Annotated in this window: 14 protein-coding genes, 1 pseudogene and 1 riboswitch; of the genes and pseudogenes, 1 reads left to right on the plus strand and 14 read right to left on the minus strand. The window is 30.6% G+C overall.

From position 1 onward, the window contains the following. Window positions 1-643: 643 nt before the first annotated feature. The 5 genes from LLF98_RS00400 to LLF98_RS00420 all read right to left on the minus strand — a co-directional run bounded on the left by LLF98_RS00400 (window position 644) and on the right by LLF98_RS00420 (window position 6,239). Window positions 644-3,160: a cation-translocating P-type ATPase gene (locus LLF98_RS00400; RefSeq protein ID WP_291699715.1), complete on the minus strand. Its 2,517-nt coding sequence runs from the start codon at window positions 3,158-3,160 to the stop codon at window positions 644-646. A 110-nt stretch (window positions 3,161-3,270) separates the two neighbouring features. After that, window positions 3,271-3,362, minus strand: a riboswitch (NiCo riboswitch). Window positions 3,363-3,488: 126 nt separating this feature from the next. Continuing rightward, complete coding sequence (locus LLF98_RS00405) at window positions 3,489-4,214, minus strand: protein kinase family protein (RefSeq protein WP_291699717.1); 726 nt, start codon at window positions 4,212-4,214, stop codon at window positions 3,489-3,491. Continuing rightward, the gene (locus LLF98_RS00410) at window positions 4,211-4,471 is read right to left on the minus strand and encodes a hypothetical protein (RefSeq protein WP_291699719.1); all 261 of its coding nucleotides are present in this window, start codon (window positions 4,469-4,471) and stop codon (window positions 4,211-4,213) included. Before LLF98_RS00410 ends, LLF98_RS00405 begins: the two co-directional genes overlap by 4 nt. A 384-nt stretch (window positions 4,472-4,855) precedes the next feature. Beyond that, on the minus strand, window positions 4,856-5,734 hold the full coding sequence (locus LLF98_RS00415) for a cation diffusion facilitator family transporter (protein ID WP_291699721.1): 879 nt from the start codon (window positions 5,732-5,734) through the stop codon (window positions 4,856-4,858). A gap of 346 nt (window positions 5,735-6,080) precedes the next feature. Then, entirely contained in the window at window positions 6,081-6,239 is a 159-nt protein-coding gene (locus tag LLF98_RS00420; protein ID WP_291699723.1) for a peptidoglycan-binding protein, read from the minus strand. 40 nt (window positions 6,240-6,279) lie between these two features. Here LLF98_RS00420 and LLF98_RS00425 point away from each other — a divergent pair. Then, window positions 6,280-7,461, plus strand: a pseudogene (locus LLF98_RS00425) (hypothetical protein); the annotation flags it as partial. Between the two features lie 74 nt (window positions 7,462-7,535). Here the strand turns inward: LLF98_RS00425 and LLF98_RS00430 are convergent. From LLF98_RS00430 to LLF98_RS00470, 9 genes are all read right to left on the minus strand, one after another. Beyond that, window positions 7,536-7,664 carry a hypothetical protein gene (locus LLF98_RS00430; RefSeq protein ID WP_291699725.1) on the minus strand — a complete coding sequence of 43 codons (129 nt, stop codon included), beginning with the start codon at window positions 7,662-7,664 and terminating at the stop codon, window positions 7,536-7,538. A gap of 50 nt (window positions 7,665-7,714) precedes the next feature. Beyond that, the gene (gene hypE, locus LLF98_RS00435) at window positions 7,715-8,716 is read right to left on the minus strand and encodes a hydrogenase expression/formation protein HypE (RefSeq protein WP_291699726.1); all 1,002 of its coding nucleotides are present in this window, start codon (window positions 8,714-8,716) and stop codon (window positions 7,715-7,717) included. Next, on the minus strand, window positions 8,717-9,796 hold the full coding sequence (gene hypD / locus LLF98_RS00440; RefSeq protein WP_291699727.1) for a hydrogenase formation protein HypD: 1,080 nt from the start codon (window positions 9,794-9,796) through the stop codon (window positions 8,717-8,719). After that, window positions 9,789-10,019: a HypC/HybG/HupF family hydrogenase formation chaperone gene (locus LLF98_RS00445; protein WP_291699728.1), complete on the minus strand. Its 231-nt coding sequence runs from the start codon at window positions 10,017-10,019 to the stop codon at window positions 9,789-9,791. Before LLF98_RS00445 ends, hypD begins: the two co-directional genes overlap by 8 nt. A 59-nt stretch (window positions 10,020-10,078) precedes the next feature. Continuing rightward, window positions 10,079-12,364 (minus strand): carbamoyltransferase HypF, encoded by a 2,286-nt coding sequence (gene hypF, locus LLF98_RS00450; RefSeq protein WP_291699729.1) that lies wholly within the window; start codon window positions 12,362-12,364, stop codon window positions 10,079-10,081. Between the two features lie 27 nt (window positions 12,365-12,391). Beyond that, entirely contained in the window at window positions 12,392-12,652 is a 261-nt protein-coding gene (locus tag LLF98_RS00455) for a hypothetical protein (protein ID WP_291699731.1), read from the minus strand. A 17-nt stretch (window positions 12,653-12,669) separates the two neighbouring features. Continuing rightward, window positions 12,670-13,137, minus strand: coding sequence for a hydrogenase maturation protease (locus LLF98_RS00460; RefSeq protein WP_291699733.1), 468 nt, complete (start codon window positions 13,135-13,137; stop codon window positions 12,670-12,672). Window positions 13,138-13,281: 144 nt separating this feature from the next. Further along, on the minus strand, window positions 13,282-14,673 hold the full coding sequence (locus LLF98_RS00465; RefSeq protein WP_291699735.1) for a nickel-dependent hydrogenase large subunit: 1,392 nt from the start codon (window positions 14,671-14,673) through the stop codon (window positions 13,282-13,284). After that, window positions 14,670-15,557: a hydrogenase small subunit gene (locus LLF98_RS00470; protein ID WP_291699736.1), complete on the minus strand. Its 888-nt coding sequence runs from the start codon at window positions 15,555-15,557 to the stop codon at window positions 14,670-14,672. Before LLF98_RS00470 ends, LLF98_RS00465 begins: the two co-directional genes overlap by 4 nt. Window positions 15,558-15,909: the final 352 nt, after the last annotated feature.

Consider the following 15,909-nt stretch of genomic DNA (forward strand, 5'->3'; position numbering starts at 1 on the left):
AATTATATCTGTAATATGGCCAGTTAGAATTTACAGTTTATTTAGATCCAGAGTCAAATAGTTTAAGAGATGTTATTATTCTTGTAGAAGTGGTTATTATTTAAAATTTTGCTTCACACTCTATGAAAGTTAATGCTTAAAATTTACATTGACAAGATACATTGCCATAACTGAAAGAATATAATTACATTTAATCCCATTTATAATATAATGTTACATTTTATAAAAACAAATAAAACCATAATAAGTTAAATTAGTAGATATTATGGTTTAATTTAAATTTATACAAAACAACTGTACGTAGGTCAGTGATGCTCCTATATCTTACACATTTCAGGATAAAATTAAAGTTGATATTTATGACAATCTTGAAATAGACTTTAATTCCATTGATATATAAAGATTATCAGACACTTAATATTTTATTTCGAAATACACTTTATTTCTCCTTATATCTAGACATTTATGATATTGCAACACCCCCTTCAATTTATTTTATAATGGAGCAACATTGATGAGAGACACATTAACTAAATAAAATCACTTAGATATTTTCTTTATTCTTGAGCAACAAAAACTGGAATAGTTTTTGTTGCTATTTAAAGTTTTTGCACGTATAACATTACCTTTTACCTTAAATCCATTATTTTCTAATATATTTCACTATCTTTATAACTTCATACCAACTAACTGAGACTACTGCTATTGAAGCTGCTATAATTAATTGATTCAAAGATAAAGGTGAAAGCTTCAGAAAGCCACATAGAGGTGTATATAGTATTACTATCAATCCTATAATTGTTCCTAAATTAACTGTCCACATTATCTTGTCCTTTATAAGTTTAATAAATGATTGAACTGCAAATTCAGAATCTGAGCTATTTACTTGAACTAATAGAACATTAGCTAGTAATACAATAGCAATTCCCATTGTTCTTGCAAGAGGTGCATTATCTGGATACTGATTTAAAAATAAAAAATACGTTCCAAAGGATGCTCCAAATATCAAAAAACCTTGCATCACACTTTTGAAAAGATTTTTTGCAGTTAGTAGTTTTTCATTAGGATCACGAGGTGATCGGTCCATAATATCTTGTTCAGCCGGCTGACGTTCTAATACAATTGAACAAGTCGGGTCAATTACAAGTTCAAGTAAAACAACATGTATTGGAAGTAATAAAAGACTTGAAGGATTTATTCCAAGCATTGGAGCAAATAATGCCCCAAAGGCAATAGGAATATGAATAGTGAATACATATCCAACTGCTTTTCTGATGTTATCATAAATTCTTCTACCATCCTTTATAGTGTCTACAATTGTAGAAAAGTTATCATCAAGTAAAATTAAATCTGCCGCTTCTCTTGAAACTTCAGATCCACGTTTTCCCATTGCAATACCGATGTCTGCATATTTAAGAGCAGGAGCATCATTAACACCATCACCAGTCATTGCAACTATTTCCCCATTTTCTTTGAAAGCTTTAACTATTCTCATTTTATGTTCTGGGACAACTCTAGAGAAAATATTAACATCTTTAACTCTTTCACGAAGTTCTTCATCAGTCATCAAATTAAGCTCATCGCCAGTAATAATCTTGTCACTATTTGGCATATTAATTTGTTTTGCAATAGAGCTGGCAGTTATTCCATTATCTCCTGTTATCATCACCACCCGAACCCCAGCTTTAGTACAGGTTTTAATATCTTGTTTTACTGATTCTCTTGGAGGATCAGCAAGGCCAACCATTCCACAAAGCTGCAAACTACATTCCATAAGTGTATCAGGTATATCATTTGCGCTATTTAATACAATTTGTCCAATAGCAATAACTCGAAGCCCTTTACTAGACATTTCTATTATTTTGTTTTCTGCTATTTTTCTTTCATCATCCATTAATTTGCATATTGTTAAAATACGTTCAGGTGAACCTTTTGCTGCAACTACAATATTATCGCCATTTCCCCAAACATGCCCCATCATTTTTGTCTCATCAGTAAATGCATATTCTTTTATAAGTTGTCCACCAAAAAGAATGTCTCTTGTGATTCCTTGTTCTTCACTATAAGATATCATAGCCTTTTCCATTGGGTCATAAGCATCTGATTTGCAACCCATTCCCATTATTTGTGTCAATCTTTTTGTGTCATTTTTTATACTCCAAATGTCTCTAACTGTCATTTTGTTCATTGTTATTGTTCCTGTTTTATCAACGCAAAGAACCGAAACAGCACCTAAAGTTTCCACTGATGGTAATTTCCTAACGAGGGAGTATTTTTTAGCAAGTCTCCACGCACCCATTGATAAAAATACGGTTAGAATAACTGGAAACTCTTCTGGTATCATAGCCATAGCAAGGGTTACTCCTGATAAAATACTTTCTATAACTCTATCTCTAAGGACATGATCTGGTATATTAAAATACGTAACAACACCAACAAAAATAAATAGAACAGCTGCAATTCCCGCACATAGTTTTACTAACTTCCCAGTTTGTTTTTGAAGTGGCGTTGGATTATCAGGAGCAGACACAACATTTTGTCCAATTTTTCCATATTCAGTTGTTGCTCCTATTTTGTCTACTAATATAGTGCCTGTCCCTTGTGTAACAAGAGTTCCTGCATAACAATAATCACGACGCCAATAATCAGCACTAGCTTCATTACTATTATCTTTAGCAACCTTCCATACACCCTCTGCCTCTCCTGTAAGAGATGATTCATCAACACAAAGAGTGCTTGATTTTAAAACTATACCATCGGCTGGCACCTTAACACCTTCAGCAATATACATAATGTCGCCAGGTACTAAATCTACACTATTAATTACCTTTTCAATTCCATCTCGAAGTACTGTAATATGGGGAGCTGATAAATCCTTTAATGCATTTAAAGTTTTGTCAGTTTTCCATTCCTGAATTACCTCAATGCTAATAATTCCAACAACGAAAACAAGCATAATAGCACCATCTTTAGGTTCTCCTAAAATAAAATAGATTACAGCTGCAACAATTAGCAATAAAAACATTGGCTCGCTAATAACGTGAAAAATCTTGTGTAAAAAACTTTCCTTTTCTTTACCCACAATTTCATTCTTTCCGAATTTTTCTTGGAGTTGTTTTGTCTCTAAAGTAGTAAGCCCTTTGATTTGTTGTTCAATCATAAATAATTACCTCCATCTTGCTTATTTTAAGCATATTTAAGATAGTTCTATGGCATTGAAATCTTCAGAAATGTTCTAGAAATGAGTATAAAAAAACCTATAGAACATATTACTGTCCCACAGGTGCAAAATTATCCTGCTGCCAATGAAGGCCCGGCACAAAGAACTTATATAAGTTCATCGCCTGCTCAGTTTATACTGTAGATTTATATGTAGTGCAAAGATTTTTATTAGATATAATCACTTATACCATTAATAGTGATTTTTTATCTTTCTAAGGTTGTCTCTTATCCCCTACTTTCAATTAGTAAAGTTTATTGTACTCATCTTATAACTTTCCTATTTCTAATTTTAAGAAATCCTTTTCTACATCATATATACTTTGATATATATCATCTAAACCTAACAACCTTTTCAGAAGATTCATTTCACCTAAGGATAATTCAAGTTCATTATACCAAGGTTCTGATTTTTTATTAGTTTTTTTGAAAGAAGAATAATATAAATGAAGAAGTAAGTGACCTAAATATGCAAAGTCTACAGAAGGCGTATACCTTTCGTTATTTATTAATCTTGCAAGACCAAAATCAATAAGATAAACTTCTTCCTCTTCAATAATTACATTTGGTACTCTTATATCTCTATGCACAATACTTCTTTCATGTAGATACTTTATTATGCCTATAACCTTAATTCCTACTTTATAAATTTCAGAAGAGGTAAATATATGATTATCGCCGAAAAGAATGTCTTCTATTGTCTTTCCACTTTTGTATTCTAAAATATAAGCATATGTATTATGATTTTTTATTGTATCAATTATTTTAGGAATTGATGGATGGTCAATAGATGAAAGTATTTCCTGTTCAAATATGATTTTGTTACCACTTTTCTTAATAGCTTTAGGCTTAATCTCTTTTAGGACATATTGTTTGCCATCTAAATCAACCAAATAGCATACACCAAACCGTCCTTCACCTATTAATTTTATAACCTTGTATTCACCAATTAAATAACCTGGTGAATATATCTTTTTTCTAAAAATTGATATCATGACCACGAACTTTTATATCTTCTTCTATGATGGTTTTGATTTGAATAATGTCTTTGGTCAGAATAATGATTTTGATGCAAATGATGAGAATCATGGGAATGATGGGAATGATGGTTATTATATCTCCTGTCTGAATTTGAAAATGAGCCAAACATTTTTAATATACGACTTAAAAATCCTTCTCTTTTATAATGATTGCTACCTTGATGCTTATCTCCATAGTGTCTTTTTCCTGATGATCTTGAGAAAAAACCCATTAAATACACCTCTTTTCAAAATATACTTTATTAAATATATGCTAATCTATTATCAATTAGTAATACATCTTATATTTTTATAATATGCTACAAACCAATATGTGTCAACACTTTTGTAAAAACATTTTTAGCAAAACTTATTATCAATTGATAATATAATATAGTTGATAATATCTCCCAACTTATGTTTAAAGAAGATAAAAATGAAAATTAAATAATATTTGTTAATTATACACATATTAAATGCATTTTATTCTTTTAACCATAGTAAAGAGTATCCACAAATTCATTGTGGATACTCTTTATATAAATTAACTTAAATCATTTAATCTAAAATTATTCATGTTAAGGCACTATCAAAAAATAACAAGTCAGTATGCTTTTCTAATTTTGTTCTTTTTTATAGGGGTCTATATGAATATTTATCCGAGTATTTTTAAATTTTTCATTCATATCTTTTTTCAAATTTCCAATAATATCATGTGTTTCTTCGACTGTAAGATTAGGATCAACGGTAATATGAAAATCAATATGCTTAACATTTCCTGATTTTCTTGTTTTTAGCTTGTGGTAATCTATAAATTGATGACTGTGTTCTCTTATAGCTTTTTCTATCTCAGCTTCTTCTTCATCAGATAACCTTGCATCAAGAAGATGATCAAAGGCGCTTTTGGAAAGTTCCCATGCCTCCTTAATTATTAGTAGTGCTACAAGTATTGCAACAATTGAATCAAGTATAAGTAGTCCTGTAACCTTGATAAGAAAAATTCCAACACCTACTCCCAATGATGTGTATATATCAGTTTTTAAGTGAAGAGCATCTGCTTCAAGAGCCATCGAATCTTCTTCCTGAGAAACCTTGTATAACTTTCTTGACACAACAAAATTTATAAATGCCGAAACAATCATAACCACAATTGCTATAGTTGCTTGCTCTATTTCAACAGGCTCAAATATTTTCTTAAAAGCTTCAATAATGATCATTCCAGCAGCTATAAAAATCAAAATTCCTTCAACCATACCGGATATATTCTCTATTTTTCCATGTCCGTAGGGATGTTTCTTGTCAGCAGGCTTTGAAGACTGTCTAACAGAGAAAAATGCAACCACTGATGCTACCAAATCCATCCCTGAATGTATTGCTTCAGAAACAATACTTACTGAACCACTTAAAGTACCGGCTATAATCTTAAAAATTATGAGTGTTGTATTTGATACAATTGACAAAAGAGCAACTTTAACTTTCCTATCAGAAGTAAGCATAAACAAATCCCTCCTCCAAATTCAAAAAAGCTGAAGAATTATAATCAAAGATTATAATTCCAATGGATGATATTTCCTGCTACCACTCAAAATCCAGCCTATATACTCTACATATTATGTGTTATCTTATCTATCTATATACATACTTACTAGCAAACAAATACACCTAAGGCGTTCAAATACCCCAGATACCTAGTGGCAATCACTAGTTTCTATATTTTTTAATTAAATACTTTCCCCCATTTATTTCCTCTTTTGCTAAAACCACATCATCTTTAACATTAAAGGTAGAGATGCTTAGAAATTTCTTTGTAGGCGTAGGCTGTTTAATTTATATGTATGTATTTTAATCTACTAATGCTATTCCAAGTTTTTGATAAAATTTATAATTGATATTATGGTTAATTATAAGATCATTGTCTTTTTTAAATTTAATTACATACTGTTTCATTCCCTCTCCATATATTCCATCTAATTTTCCTGAATAGTATCCTTTTTCTTTCATTTTTCTTTGTACCTCTAAAACATCTGCTCCATTGTCACCCTCCTTAAATAATTGCATTGCAGTTAATGAATCTATCGAAGATAAAGTAAAAATCCATGGTATAACAAAGATTAAAGGTGATTGTAGAAATACAGATAATAACTGGGCTTACAATAATTTATGGAATTCTGGCTTGAATCATTCCTTAATAATAGAGTTATCCCCTGATAAAGACACAGCTTTAAGAGACTATGGTATAATGAGCAAATCCCTAGTGTTTTATGAAGATAGTATAAAGGACACTTCTCTTAGAGATAAAATATTTTCATCCATGGAAAGTGACTCCACCTGCTTAGGTTGGGGACCAGATGAGTTTATTAATGTAAGTACAGCTTCAAAATATGGTATAAGTATGGTTGCTGCAGATTGGTCTTATAATTTAACTTTATTAAGTTCATTTCCATCATTACCCATATCTCAAAAGGCTTCAATGAACATTCCTAAAGAAAAAAATGTTCATTATGTAACATTAATTATGTCTGATGGAGATAATCAACAGTGGAATCTTGGAACTAATTATGGTTCTCCTAAATGGTTTGGTTCTTCTTATAGAGGTAAATTTAATTTAGGTTGGTCCTTAAGCCCATCTTTATATTATCTAGCTCCTACTGTTTTTAACTTATATTATAAAAGTACAGCTCATAGCCCTGCTAATGATTATTTTATAGTATCACCTTCTGGAAATGGCTATATGTACCCAAGCAAATTTGATAAGAATACCTTAGGAATTTATATTAATAGATTAAATGATTATATGAAAAAAGTAGATGAGAAATATATAGCAATTATCGATGACTCCTCTTTTCATAATGATAATCTTTGGGATAAATTCACTATTAAGCCTAATATACATGGATTATTTTATCTTGATTATCATAGACATGACAACTATCACGGAGAAATTATTTGGTCTAATAATAAACCCATAGTGTCCTGTAGAGATTTGCTTTGGAATAATTTAGAAAGTGAAGATGAGTTAGTTGAAAATATTAATCATCGAATTGACTCCGGACAAGTAGATATTCATAATTCTAATAGTTACACCTTTGTTTATGTTCATTCTTGGAGCAAAAGCTTGAGTAATATTGAAAAAGTTGTAAATAAGCTAAATGAAAACCCTAAAGTGAAAATAGTCATCCCAGAAACATTTATGGAATTAATCAAGAAGAATGTTACACACTAATATCATTTGATTATAAAAAAATACTGAAAAAGTCGCTAAATTCTTCAAATTAATTTAGCAACTTTTCCAATGGCCTAAATTTTAATTACACCTGGTGCACCATATGCTCCACCACAAACTGCTGAACATATTACATGGTCCACACCAGATGCAGAATATAGGTTACATCTTTGAATTGTTATTATAAAAAAAGATGTGTTCACTCACATCCTTTATTTTAGGTACTCAATTAGATTCACATTTTTCACGTGCCTTAACATATTCTAGGTAACATATTTCCCTCTAAAGGTGCTAATATTCTCTTTCCACAAAAACCATTTTCTATAAATATATTCCGAGTAACCCCCTCAACAAATTTGCCTATAATTCTTGCCCCTTTCCCTTGATCAATTGATTGAATTATCTTTAGTACGTTTTGTGCTTCGAACTCTTTAACAACTAATACCATTCTTCCTTCACATGCCATATATAATGGATCCAATCCTAAAAGCTTATTGATAGTCTTAACACTTTCACTAATAGGAATTTCCTCTTCAATCAGGTGTATTCCAAGCTTGCAAAGTGAAGAAAACTCATGCAATACAGTAACTAATCCCCCGCGAGTCGGATCTCTCATTATCTTTATAGAAGTAAAATGTTCTTTAAGTTTTTCTATCAAAGGATATAATGCTGCACAATCACTTTTAAAATCACCTTTTACTTTGATGTTATATCTCTCTACAGCAATTGTTGTTCCGTGTTCACCAATTCCCCCTGTTACTATAATTCTATCTCCTGCTTCGATGGGTTTCACTTCATATCCATTTGTTATATATCCAATTCCACTAGTATTAATAAAGACTCCATCTACACTCCCTTTTTCCACTACCTTTGTATCCCCTGTTACAATCTTAGCCCCACATTCTAGGCAGGTATGCCCCATAGATTTCACAATTTTTTCAAGCATTTGCATTGAAAATCCTTCTTCAATTATAAAACTCGCACTTAAATAAAGTGGTTTTGCTCCAGATACAGCTAAATCATTAACAGTTCCACAAACTGCAAGCTTGCCTATGTTTCCTCCAGAAAAAAACAGTGGCTTTACCACAAAAGAATCTGTGGTAAAAGCCATTTTTCCTTGTATTGTTGTAAATGTTGCTGAATCCTGCTCTTGTAAAAGAATATTATTATTAAAATATTTGTAGAACAGTTGCTCAATTAATATTTTTGTATGTTTTCCCCCATCACCATGAATAAGCTTAATCACTTCATTCATCTATTCCACTCCCTTATACTTATGAAAAATAGAGCATGATCCCTCAGAGGATACCATACAAGGTCCTATTGGATGCTCTGGTGTACAACTTTTTCCAAAAAGTTCACATTTGTTTGGCAATTTCTTTCCTAATAAAATTTCACTGCATATACAAGTTTTAATTTTACTTTTTTTTAAAGTTTTTTCTAAATTTATTCCAAATTTTTCAGTAGCATCATAATTTCTATATTTTTCTCTTAAAGAAAATCCCGAATCGTTAATAGTTCCTATTCCTCTCCATTCTTCATCACAATATGTGAATACTTCTTCCATTAGTTTATTTGCTCTTTTGTTTCCTTCTAGGGTTACACAAGTTTTATATAAATTTTTAAAATTCTTTTTAACTTCGCCTTGTTGTTTCATTAAAAAATATAAAGCTCCAACAATATCTAAACCTTCAAAACCTGCTACTACTGCTGGAATATTATATTTATCTACAATAAATTTAAAATAGTCTGCTCCTTTTACTGCTGCGACATGTCCTGGACAAATTAATCCCTGTATATTGTGATTAGGATCTTTAAGTATATGATGCAAGATTGGCTCCATTCTCTTCATTCCTATTAAAAAGGAAATATTTTTTATACCCTTTTCCTGTGCCATCTTTATGGCTAGAGCAATTAGAGGAGTTGTGGTTTCAAATCCTACCCCAAGAAAAATTATCTGTTTATCTTTATTTTGTTCTGCAAGTGTTATTGAATCTAAAGGAGAATATAACACTTTAATGTCTTTTCCCTTTTCTCTTTGCTCAATTAAATTTTCTCTGCTTCCATTTACTTTCATCATGTCTCCAAAGGTACTCAAAATAACATTTTGATGTTTAGAAAGCTCTATAACTGCATCTATATAACTTTCTGAAGTAACACAAACTGGACATCCTGGCCCAGATAGTAAGTGTATTTTGGGTTCAACTAATTGTCTGATTCCTAATTTTGAGAGAGCTTGGGTATGAGTTCCGCAAACCTCCATAACATTAAAACCTCTAATTGGAGATTGCTGAATTTTTTTAATCATACCTTTAATCAAGGTTTGTTTATTCATCTTTTTCCTCACTATCTAGTATTGATTGAAATATTTTCTGTAATTCTTCAAAATAATCCTTATCAATCTTTTGAATAGCACATCCTGCATGAACTAAAACATAATCTCCTACTTTTAGGTCTTCAATAAGTTGAACATTAACTTTACTCTCTAATCCCATAATATCTATTATTGCACTATAATTATTTACATCTATAATCTGAGCTGGCACTGCAAGGCACATATATCTCCCTTCCTTCTCTATAATTAGGCACATTCAAAAAAATAACAAGTCCATCTGCCTTACACTGTAAATTGTTCATTGTTTTCCATAATTGCACTTGCAACATGAAGTTGTCCAAAAGAAATTCCTCCATCATTAGTAGGAATTTGTTCATTATAAAAGACTTTAAATCCATACTTAATTAAATTTTTATATATTTTTTTTAAAAGATATTCATTTTCAAAAACACCACCACTAAGAACAACCTTATTTATATATTCTTTTTCTCTTAACTTACATACTAGGGCGCATGAAGATTCAATAAGTGAGTTGTGAAACTTCGAAGATATTTTAGATATTAACTCTTTTCTTTCAACGTCTTTCAATATTCCCTCTATAATTCCTTTATATTGAATATTAAAAATACCATTATCCTCTTTAATATTCCATAAATAACTTTCTTCAACTTCATCGTCAATAACATGCTCTAATTCTATTGCTGCTTGCCCATCATAAGATATATTACTTCTAATTCCGCATAGTGCTGCTACTGCATCAAACAATCTTCCAACACTAGAAGATAAAAAACAATTTACATTGGAATTTAAGGCTTGTTTAATTACTTCAATTTTTTCATTTTTTACATTTCCAATTATTCCTAATGGATCATAACCCAAAGCATATAAATAACTTGCAGCACATCTCCAAGGCTCTTTTATAGCTTGTTCTCCTCCTTGAATATTTACATATTCTAATTGTCCTACTCTTTTAAAAAAGCTTCTATTTCCAATAAAAAATTCTCCACCCCATACTGCTCCATCAAGTCCAAATCCAGTACCATCAAATATAATTCCAATTACAGTATCATAAATAGAGTGCTCAGCCATGCAACTAACCATATGAGCATGATGATGCTGAACTTCCACTTTTCTTATTTTCTGCTCCTTTGCATATTTAGTACTTAAATATGATGGATGCATGTCATGTACTAATAGTTCTACATTAATATCAAATAAATTATTAAAATGTCTAATCATATATTTAAAATTCTCATAACAATCAAGTTCTCCTAAATCACCTAAATACTGACTTGAATATGCATATCCATTTTTAGAAATGCATATTGTATTCTTCTGTTGACCTCCAACAGCTATAATTTGTCTATTTGTATTAATTTTTATTGTATATGGAGTATACCCTCTACCTCTTCGAATAACCCTTTCTGATTCATTTATAACTTTTACAACAGAGTCATCTTCTGGAACATAAATTTCTCTATCATGTATTAAAAAGTAATCTGCAACTTTATTTAAATGTTTTACTACTTCTTCATTCTTATATTCCATTATCATCCCACTTATATTTCCGCTAGTCATAATTAAAAGATTTAGATTTTCATTAAACAGGAAATGATGAAGTGGTGTATAAGGCAACATCACTCCTAAATTATTTTGCCTTGGTGCTATAATCTCTGGCAATGAAGAAGGATATTTCTTTTTTAATATTACAATAGGTCTCTTATTACTACTTAACACCTCCTCTTCTGTATCAGATATATAGCAAATTTCTTTAACAATTCCAATATCTTTTACCATCAAAGTTAATGGTTTATCTTTTCTGTGTTTTCTACTTCTAAGGAGATTAATAGCTTGTTCATTCCTTCCATCACAAACTAGATGAAATCCCCCAATTCCCTTAATTGCTAATATTTTTCCTTCTTCAATAAGTTTAATAGTTTCTTTAATAGGATCTTCACACTGAATTTGCTCACCTTTATTATTTGTCAGAAAAAGTTTAGGACCACATTTTTCACAGCAGTTTGGCTGCGCATGGAATCTCCTGCTTAGTGGATTATCATATTCTTTTTTACAATCTTCACACATAGAGAAATCCTCCATGGTGGTATTTTGTCTATCATATGGCAAAGCTGTAATAATCGAATACCTTGGACCACACTGAGTACAATTTGTAAAAGCATATCGAAAGCGAGATGTTCCTTTCTTTTTAATATCCTCTAAACACTTAGGACAAGTCGCTATATCAGGTGAAATAAATTTTACTTCATTTTTCTGATTAACACTTTCCTTAATCACAAATTTGCCTTTATTAATATATTTACCAATGAATAAATCATTTTTAATAGGGATACACTGAACCTTTTCTATCTTTGCAAGGTTAGGCGGCTTTTTTATAACATCTGATATAAAATGTTTTATATTCTCCCTCTTACCTGAACAATCAATTAATACAGCACCACCTACATTTTTAACATATCCATAGACTTTGAAATCATTTGCTTTTTTATATACAAAGGGGCGAAATCCAACCCCTTGTACAATCCCATAAATTTTTACTATATATCTCATATTTTAAAGACCTTCTTCTATGTTATTCTAATTTTCACTTTGTTCTCCTTGAATGCTTCTAAGAATAGCAGTTTGATCCTGTATATCTTCCCTCTGTACATTAATCTTTGTCCATTCTCCAACTAAATTTCCATAAGCATGTTGAAGATGGTCATAAAGATTGTCCGAATGTACATGACTTCTATGGTTTACAATAACAGTAAATGTATTAACTTTATTAATATTATTAGCTGTACATATTTCCTTTAATTCCTCAGAAATCTTACTTAATAAAATAGTATCATGCATATTTTTTCACTATCCCTTCATTTATTTTTTATCATAGATTTTTTTATTTTATCTAAAATCTCTTTAGAGATGACTTCTAATTTTTCTTGTAACACAGAACTTAATCCAAAACCAAATTCAACTTCTTTAACCTCAATTGCATAAATTTCTCCTTTAACACTAGGATAATAAAGTTTTAATAAATCTATAAAACTATAATTATGCTGTGAATTTCCTTTTTTCTTAGAAACAAAAGTATTCAATGGCAAGCAAGTAATTTCACCTGACTCCTTTCCATAATATGCTGCATCTAAAACAAAAATATAATCACCTTCTTGTATATTAGAAATTCCATATTGAACATCAGTTTCAGCGTAAATAACTTCAATTCCTCTTTCTAAAAGTCTTTCTTCTATACCTTTTGCTACTTCAATTCCTATAGCATCATCTTTCATTAAAACATTTCCCATCGCTATAACCTTAATATTAGAGTTTCTATTTATCATAATATCTATTTCTCCACTTTCTATAGATACACCAATTATAAGTTTAATTTGTACTTCGAAATATATACCACTACAGAGTATTCCTTCTTTCGGCGAGTTATCACATAAGTATGATTTTCAACTTGTTTATCTATACATATGTTTTCAAACTAAAACCTCTACTATTTCTGTATCACCTGTGCTTCCAATTAAATGAGTTGCACAAGATACACAAGGATCAAATGATCTTACAATCCGTCCAATTTCTATGGGTTCTTTAATATTATTTAATTTAGTTCTAATTAAAGCTCTTTCAATAGTTCCAGGAAGATTTGATTGATCTTTAGGCGATAAATTCCATACAGTAGGTGTTATGATATTGTAATGATTAATAACCTTATTTTCAATTGCAATCCAATGTCCAAGGGCACCTCTAGTAGTATCTATGAGACCTATCCCATAAGCCTTTTCTGGAATATCATAGACCTTTTGATTATTGGGTTTTAGCTCTATTCTCTCAGTAAGATTCTTCATTATTTCTAGTATCTTTCCTGTTTCTAACACCCTTGCAATATTTCTATCCATACAGGAATGTCCATTTGTGTATTCTCCACTGATGATTAACCGCGCTAAAGGACCAACCTCCATAGGCATACCTAAATAACGAGGAGCTTTTATAAAAGTATATGCATCTAATTTAGATAAATCCACTTCCTCTAGTTCTTCATCTTTCTTATACCATGAATAATGAATTTGTTCTGTAATTTTATCTGGTTCTAAAGGATATTTAACATTATCCTTGATTACTCCTGGTTTAACATAAGTAATCTCTGGATCTTCATATTTATCAAAAACACCATAGCTCATGAAATATGGATAAGATATTCCCTTTTTAAAATAATCAGGATAATATTTAGAGATGATTTCTACATCTTCTTTCATTGTAGTTGTTACAAAAGATTGTATATTTTTAATGATGCTTTTTACCTTTTCTAATTTATATGCATCTATATTTACTGTAACTCCCCCTACAAAAATGCCATGACTGTGAGGAGCTTTTCCGCCAAGAATTGCAAGTCCTTCATGAGCTAATCTACTAAGCTCAATACTTTTAACATAATGTTCTTCTATTTTTTTATTTATTTTTTCTGAAAGTCTATAATCACTATACTGCTCTGCTCCTACCAATTTTACATTAGAAATTTTCACATAACTTGGCATAGAAAGTAGATAAAAATGTCTTAAGTGATTTTGTACGAATTCAAAACCATGCATAATATCTCGAATGTAACTATCATTTAAACTAACTGTTATTTTTAATGCATCTTCTAATGCTAAGGTGGAAGCCATGGCATGAGCTGTAGAGCATATTCCACAAATTCTCTCTGTAAAATATACAGCATCTAAAGGTGATCTTCCTTTTAACATTTTTTCAAATCCTCTAAAAAGCAATCCACTTGCATTTGCTTCTACAATTGTATTCTTCTTTACTTTTGCTTTTATTTCTAAAAACCCACTAATTCTTGTAACTGGATCAATAGTAATTGTTTTACTCATGAGTCCTCCTTGTACCTTACAAAAGGTTCCATTCCATCTGGAAAATGTGATTGTGCGCAACCAATACAGTTAGTATTATCTCCAATAGGCCAATTCACATAGCCATTCCACTTTCGTCTAGGACAATCAGTTTTTGTAACTGGCCCTCTACAACCTATTTTAAACATACATCCTTCTTCTCCAAACTTTTGTGCAAAAATACCTTTATCAAAAAATCCTCTTCTTGTACAATTGTCATGAATTGTAACTCCATAAAAAAGCAATGGTCTTCCTTCCTCATCTAATTCAGGAATACCATAGCCAACCAAATGCGATAAAGTACCAACTACCCAATCTGGATGACAAGGACACCCTGGTAATTTAATTACTTGCCTATTTAATACTTCTTGCACACTCTTACTTTCTGAAGGGTTTGGCTTTGCCGCTGAAATTCCACCATGGGAAGCACAAGTTCCTACTGCAACCACATATTTTGCTTTTCCTCCAGCCAATTGTACTGCTTCTAAAGCTGTAATCTTTTTCCCCTTATAATTTGCTACAATGTTATAACGTCCATTTTCTTCTGTTGAAACTGCACCATCAATAAGTAATATAAATTCTGTATCTAATGTATCTAAAAACTTTTCAAAAGCAAAATCTCCTTCTCCCCCCATAAGTGTATTATTAAAAGTAAAATTCACAATATCGGTTAAAATGCCATAAAGTCCAGGATTTTGACTATTGAGTAAAGAAATTATATTTCCCGAGCAGCCTGTTACTTCTAGCCATATAGCATTCATCTTTTTAGTGTTTTTATTTTTAACCATTCCAACAACATCATCCGCAATTCTCTTTGAGGTATGAATTTTAACTTCTGTAAGTGGACATCCTTCCTCACTAGTCAACTTAATTCCTCCAATAGATATTACTTTACTGCAAGTATTGCAACTTATTAATAATTAAGCTCTTTTGGCTACCTATAATAATTATCGCCTATAAGTTCTGTAATAGCTTTAAAGTCAAAATAAATAGACATAACCCCCTCGAATATTTCTATGTATAAAGTGTATGATTATAATAGTATAAAAATGCTTTAATATATAATCTAATAATATTGATTAATATCTATTTTTCCTATTTCCTTTATTATAGATTAATCTTTTGCATTTATTACCATAGATACCTCTTAATCATTTGCACGTATAAAATATATAAAATTGCTCTTCGAAAAAGTTCCTTAAAGTATATTTATGATTT

The organism is Clostridium sp. (assembly GCF_021372645.1).
Lineage (GTDB): Bacteria > Bacillota > Clostridia > Clostridiales > Clostridiaceae > Clostridium.

Excerpts from the sequence above, each read along its gene's own strand:
- hypD (WP_291699727.1), bottom strand. The coding sequence starts at position 9,796 with ATGAATAAACAAACCTTGATTAAAGGTATGATTAAAAAAATTCAGCAA.
- hypF (WP_291699729.1), bottom strand. The coding sequence starts at position 12,364 with ATGAGATATATAGTAAAAATTTATGGGATTGTACAAGGGGTTGGATTT.
- LLF98_RS00410 (WP_291699719.1), bottom strand. The coding sequence starts at position 4,471 with ATGGGTTTTTTCTCAAGATCATCAGGAAAAAGACACTATGGAGATAAG.
- LLF98_RS00460 (WP_291699733.1), bottom strand. The coding sequence starts at position 13,137 with ATGATAAATAGAAACTCTAATATTAAGGTTATAGCGATGGGAAATGTT.
- LLF98_RS00455 (WP_291699731.1), bottom strand. The coding sequence starts at position 12,652 with ATGCATGATACTATTTTATTAAGTAAGATTTCTGAGGAATTAAAGGAA.
- hypE (WP_291699726.1), bottom strand. The coding sequence starts at position 8,716 with ATGAATGAAGTGATTAAGCTTATTCATGGTGATGGGGGAAAACATACA.
- LLF98_RS00445 (WP_291699728.1), bottom strand. The coding sequence starts at position 10,019 with ATGTGCCTTGCAGTGCCAGCTCAGATTATAGATGTAAATAATTATAGT.
- LLF98_RS00405 (WP_291699717.1), bottom strand. The coding sequence starts at position 4,214 with ATGATATCAATTTTTAGAAAAAAGATATATTCACCAGGTTATTTAATT.
- LLF98_RS00465 (WP_291699735.1), bottom strand. The coding sequence starts at position 14,673 with ATGAGTAAAACAATTACTATTGATCCAGTTACAAGAATTAGTGGGTTT.
- LLF98_RS00420 (WP_291699723.1), bottom strand. The coding sequence starts at position 6,239 with ATGAAAGAAAAAGGATACTATTCAGGAAAATTAGATGGAATATATGGA.
- LLF98_RS00415 (WP_291699721.1), bottom strand. The coding sequence starts at position 5,734 with ATGCTTACTTCTGATAGGAAAGTTAAAGTTGCTCTTTTGTCAATTGTA.
- LLF98_RS00400 (WP_291699715.1), bottom strand. The coding sequence starts at position 3,160 with ATGATTGAACAACAAATCAAAGGGCTTACTACTTTAGAGACAAAACAA.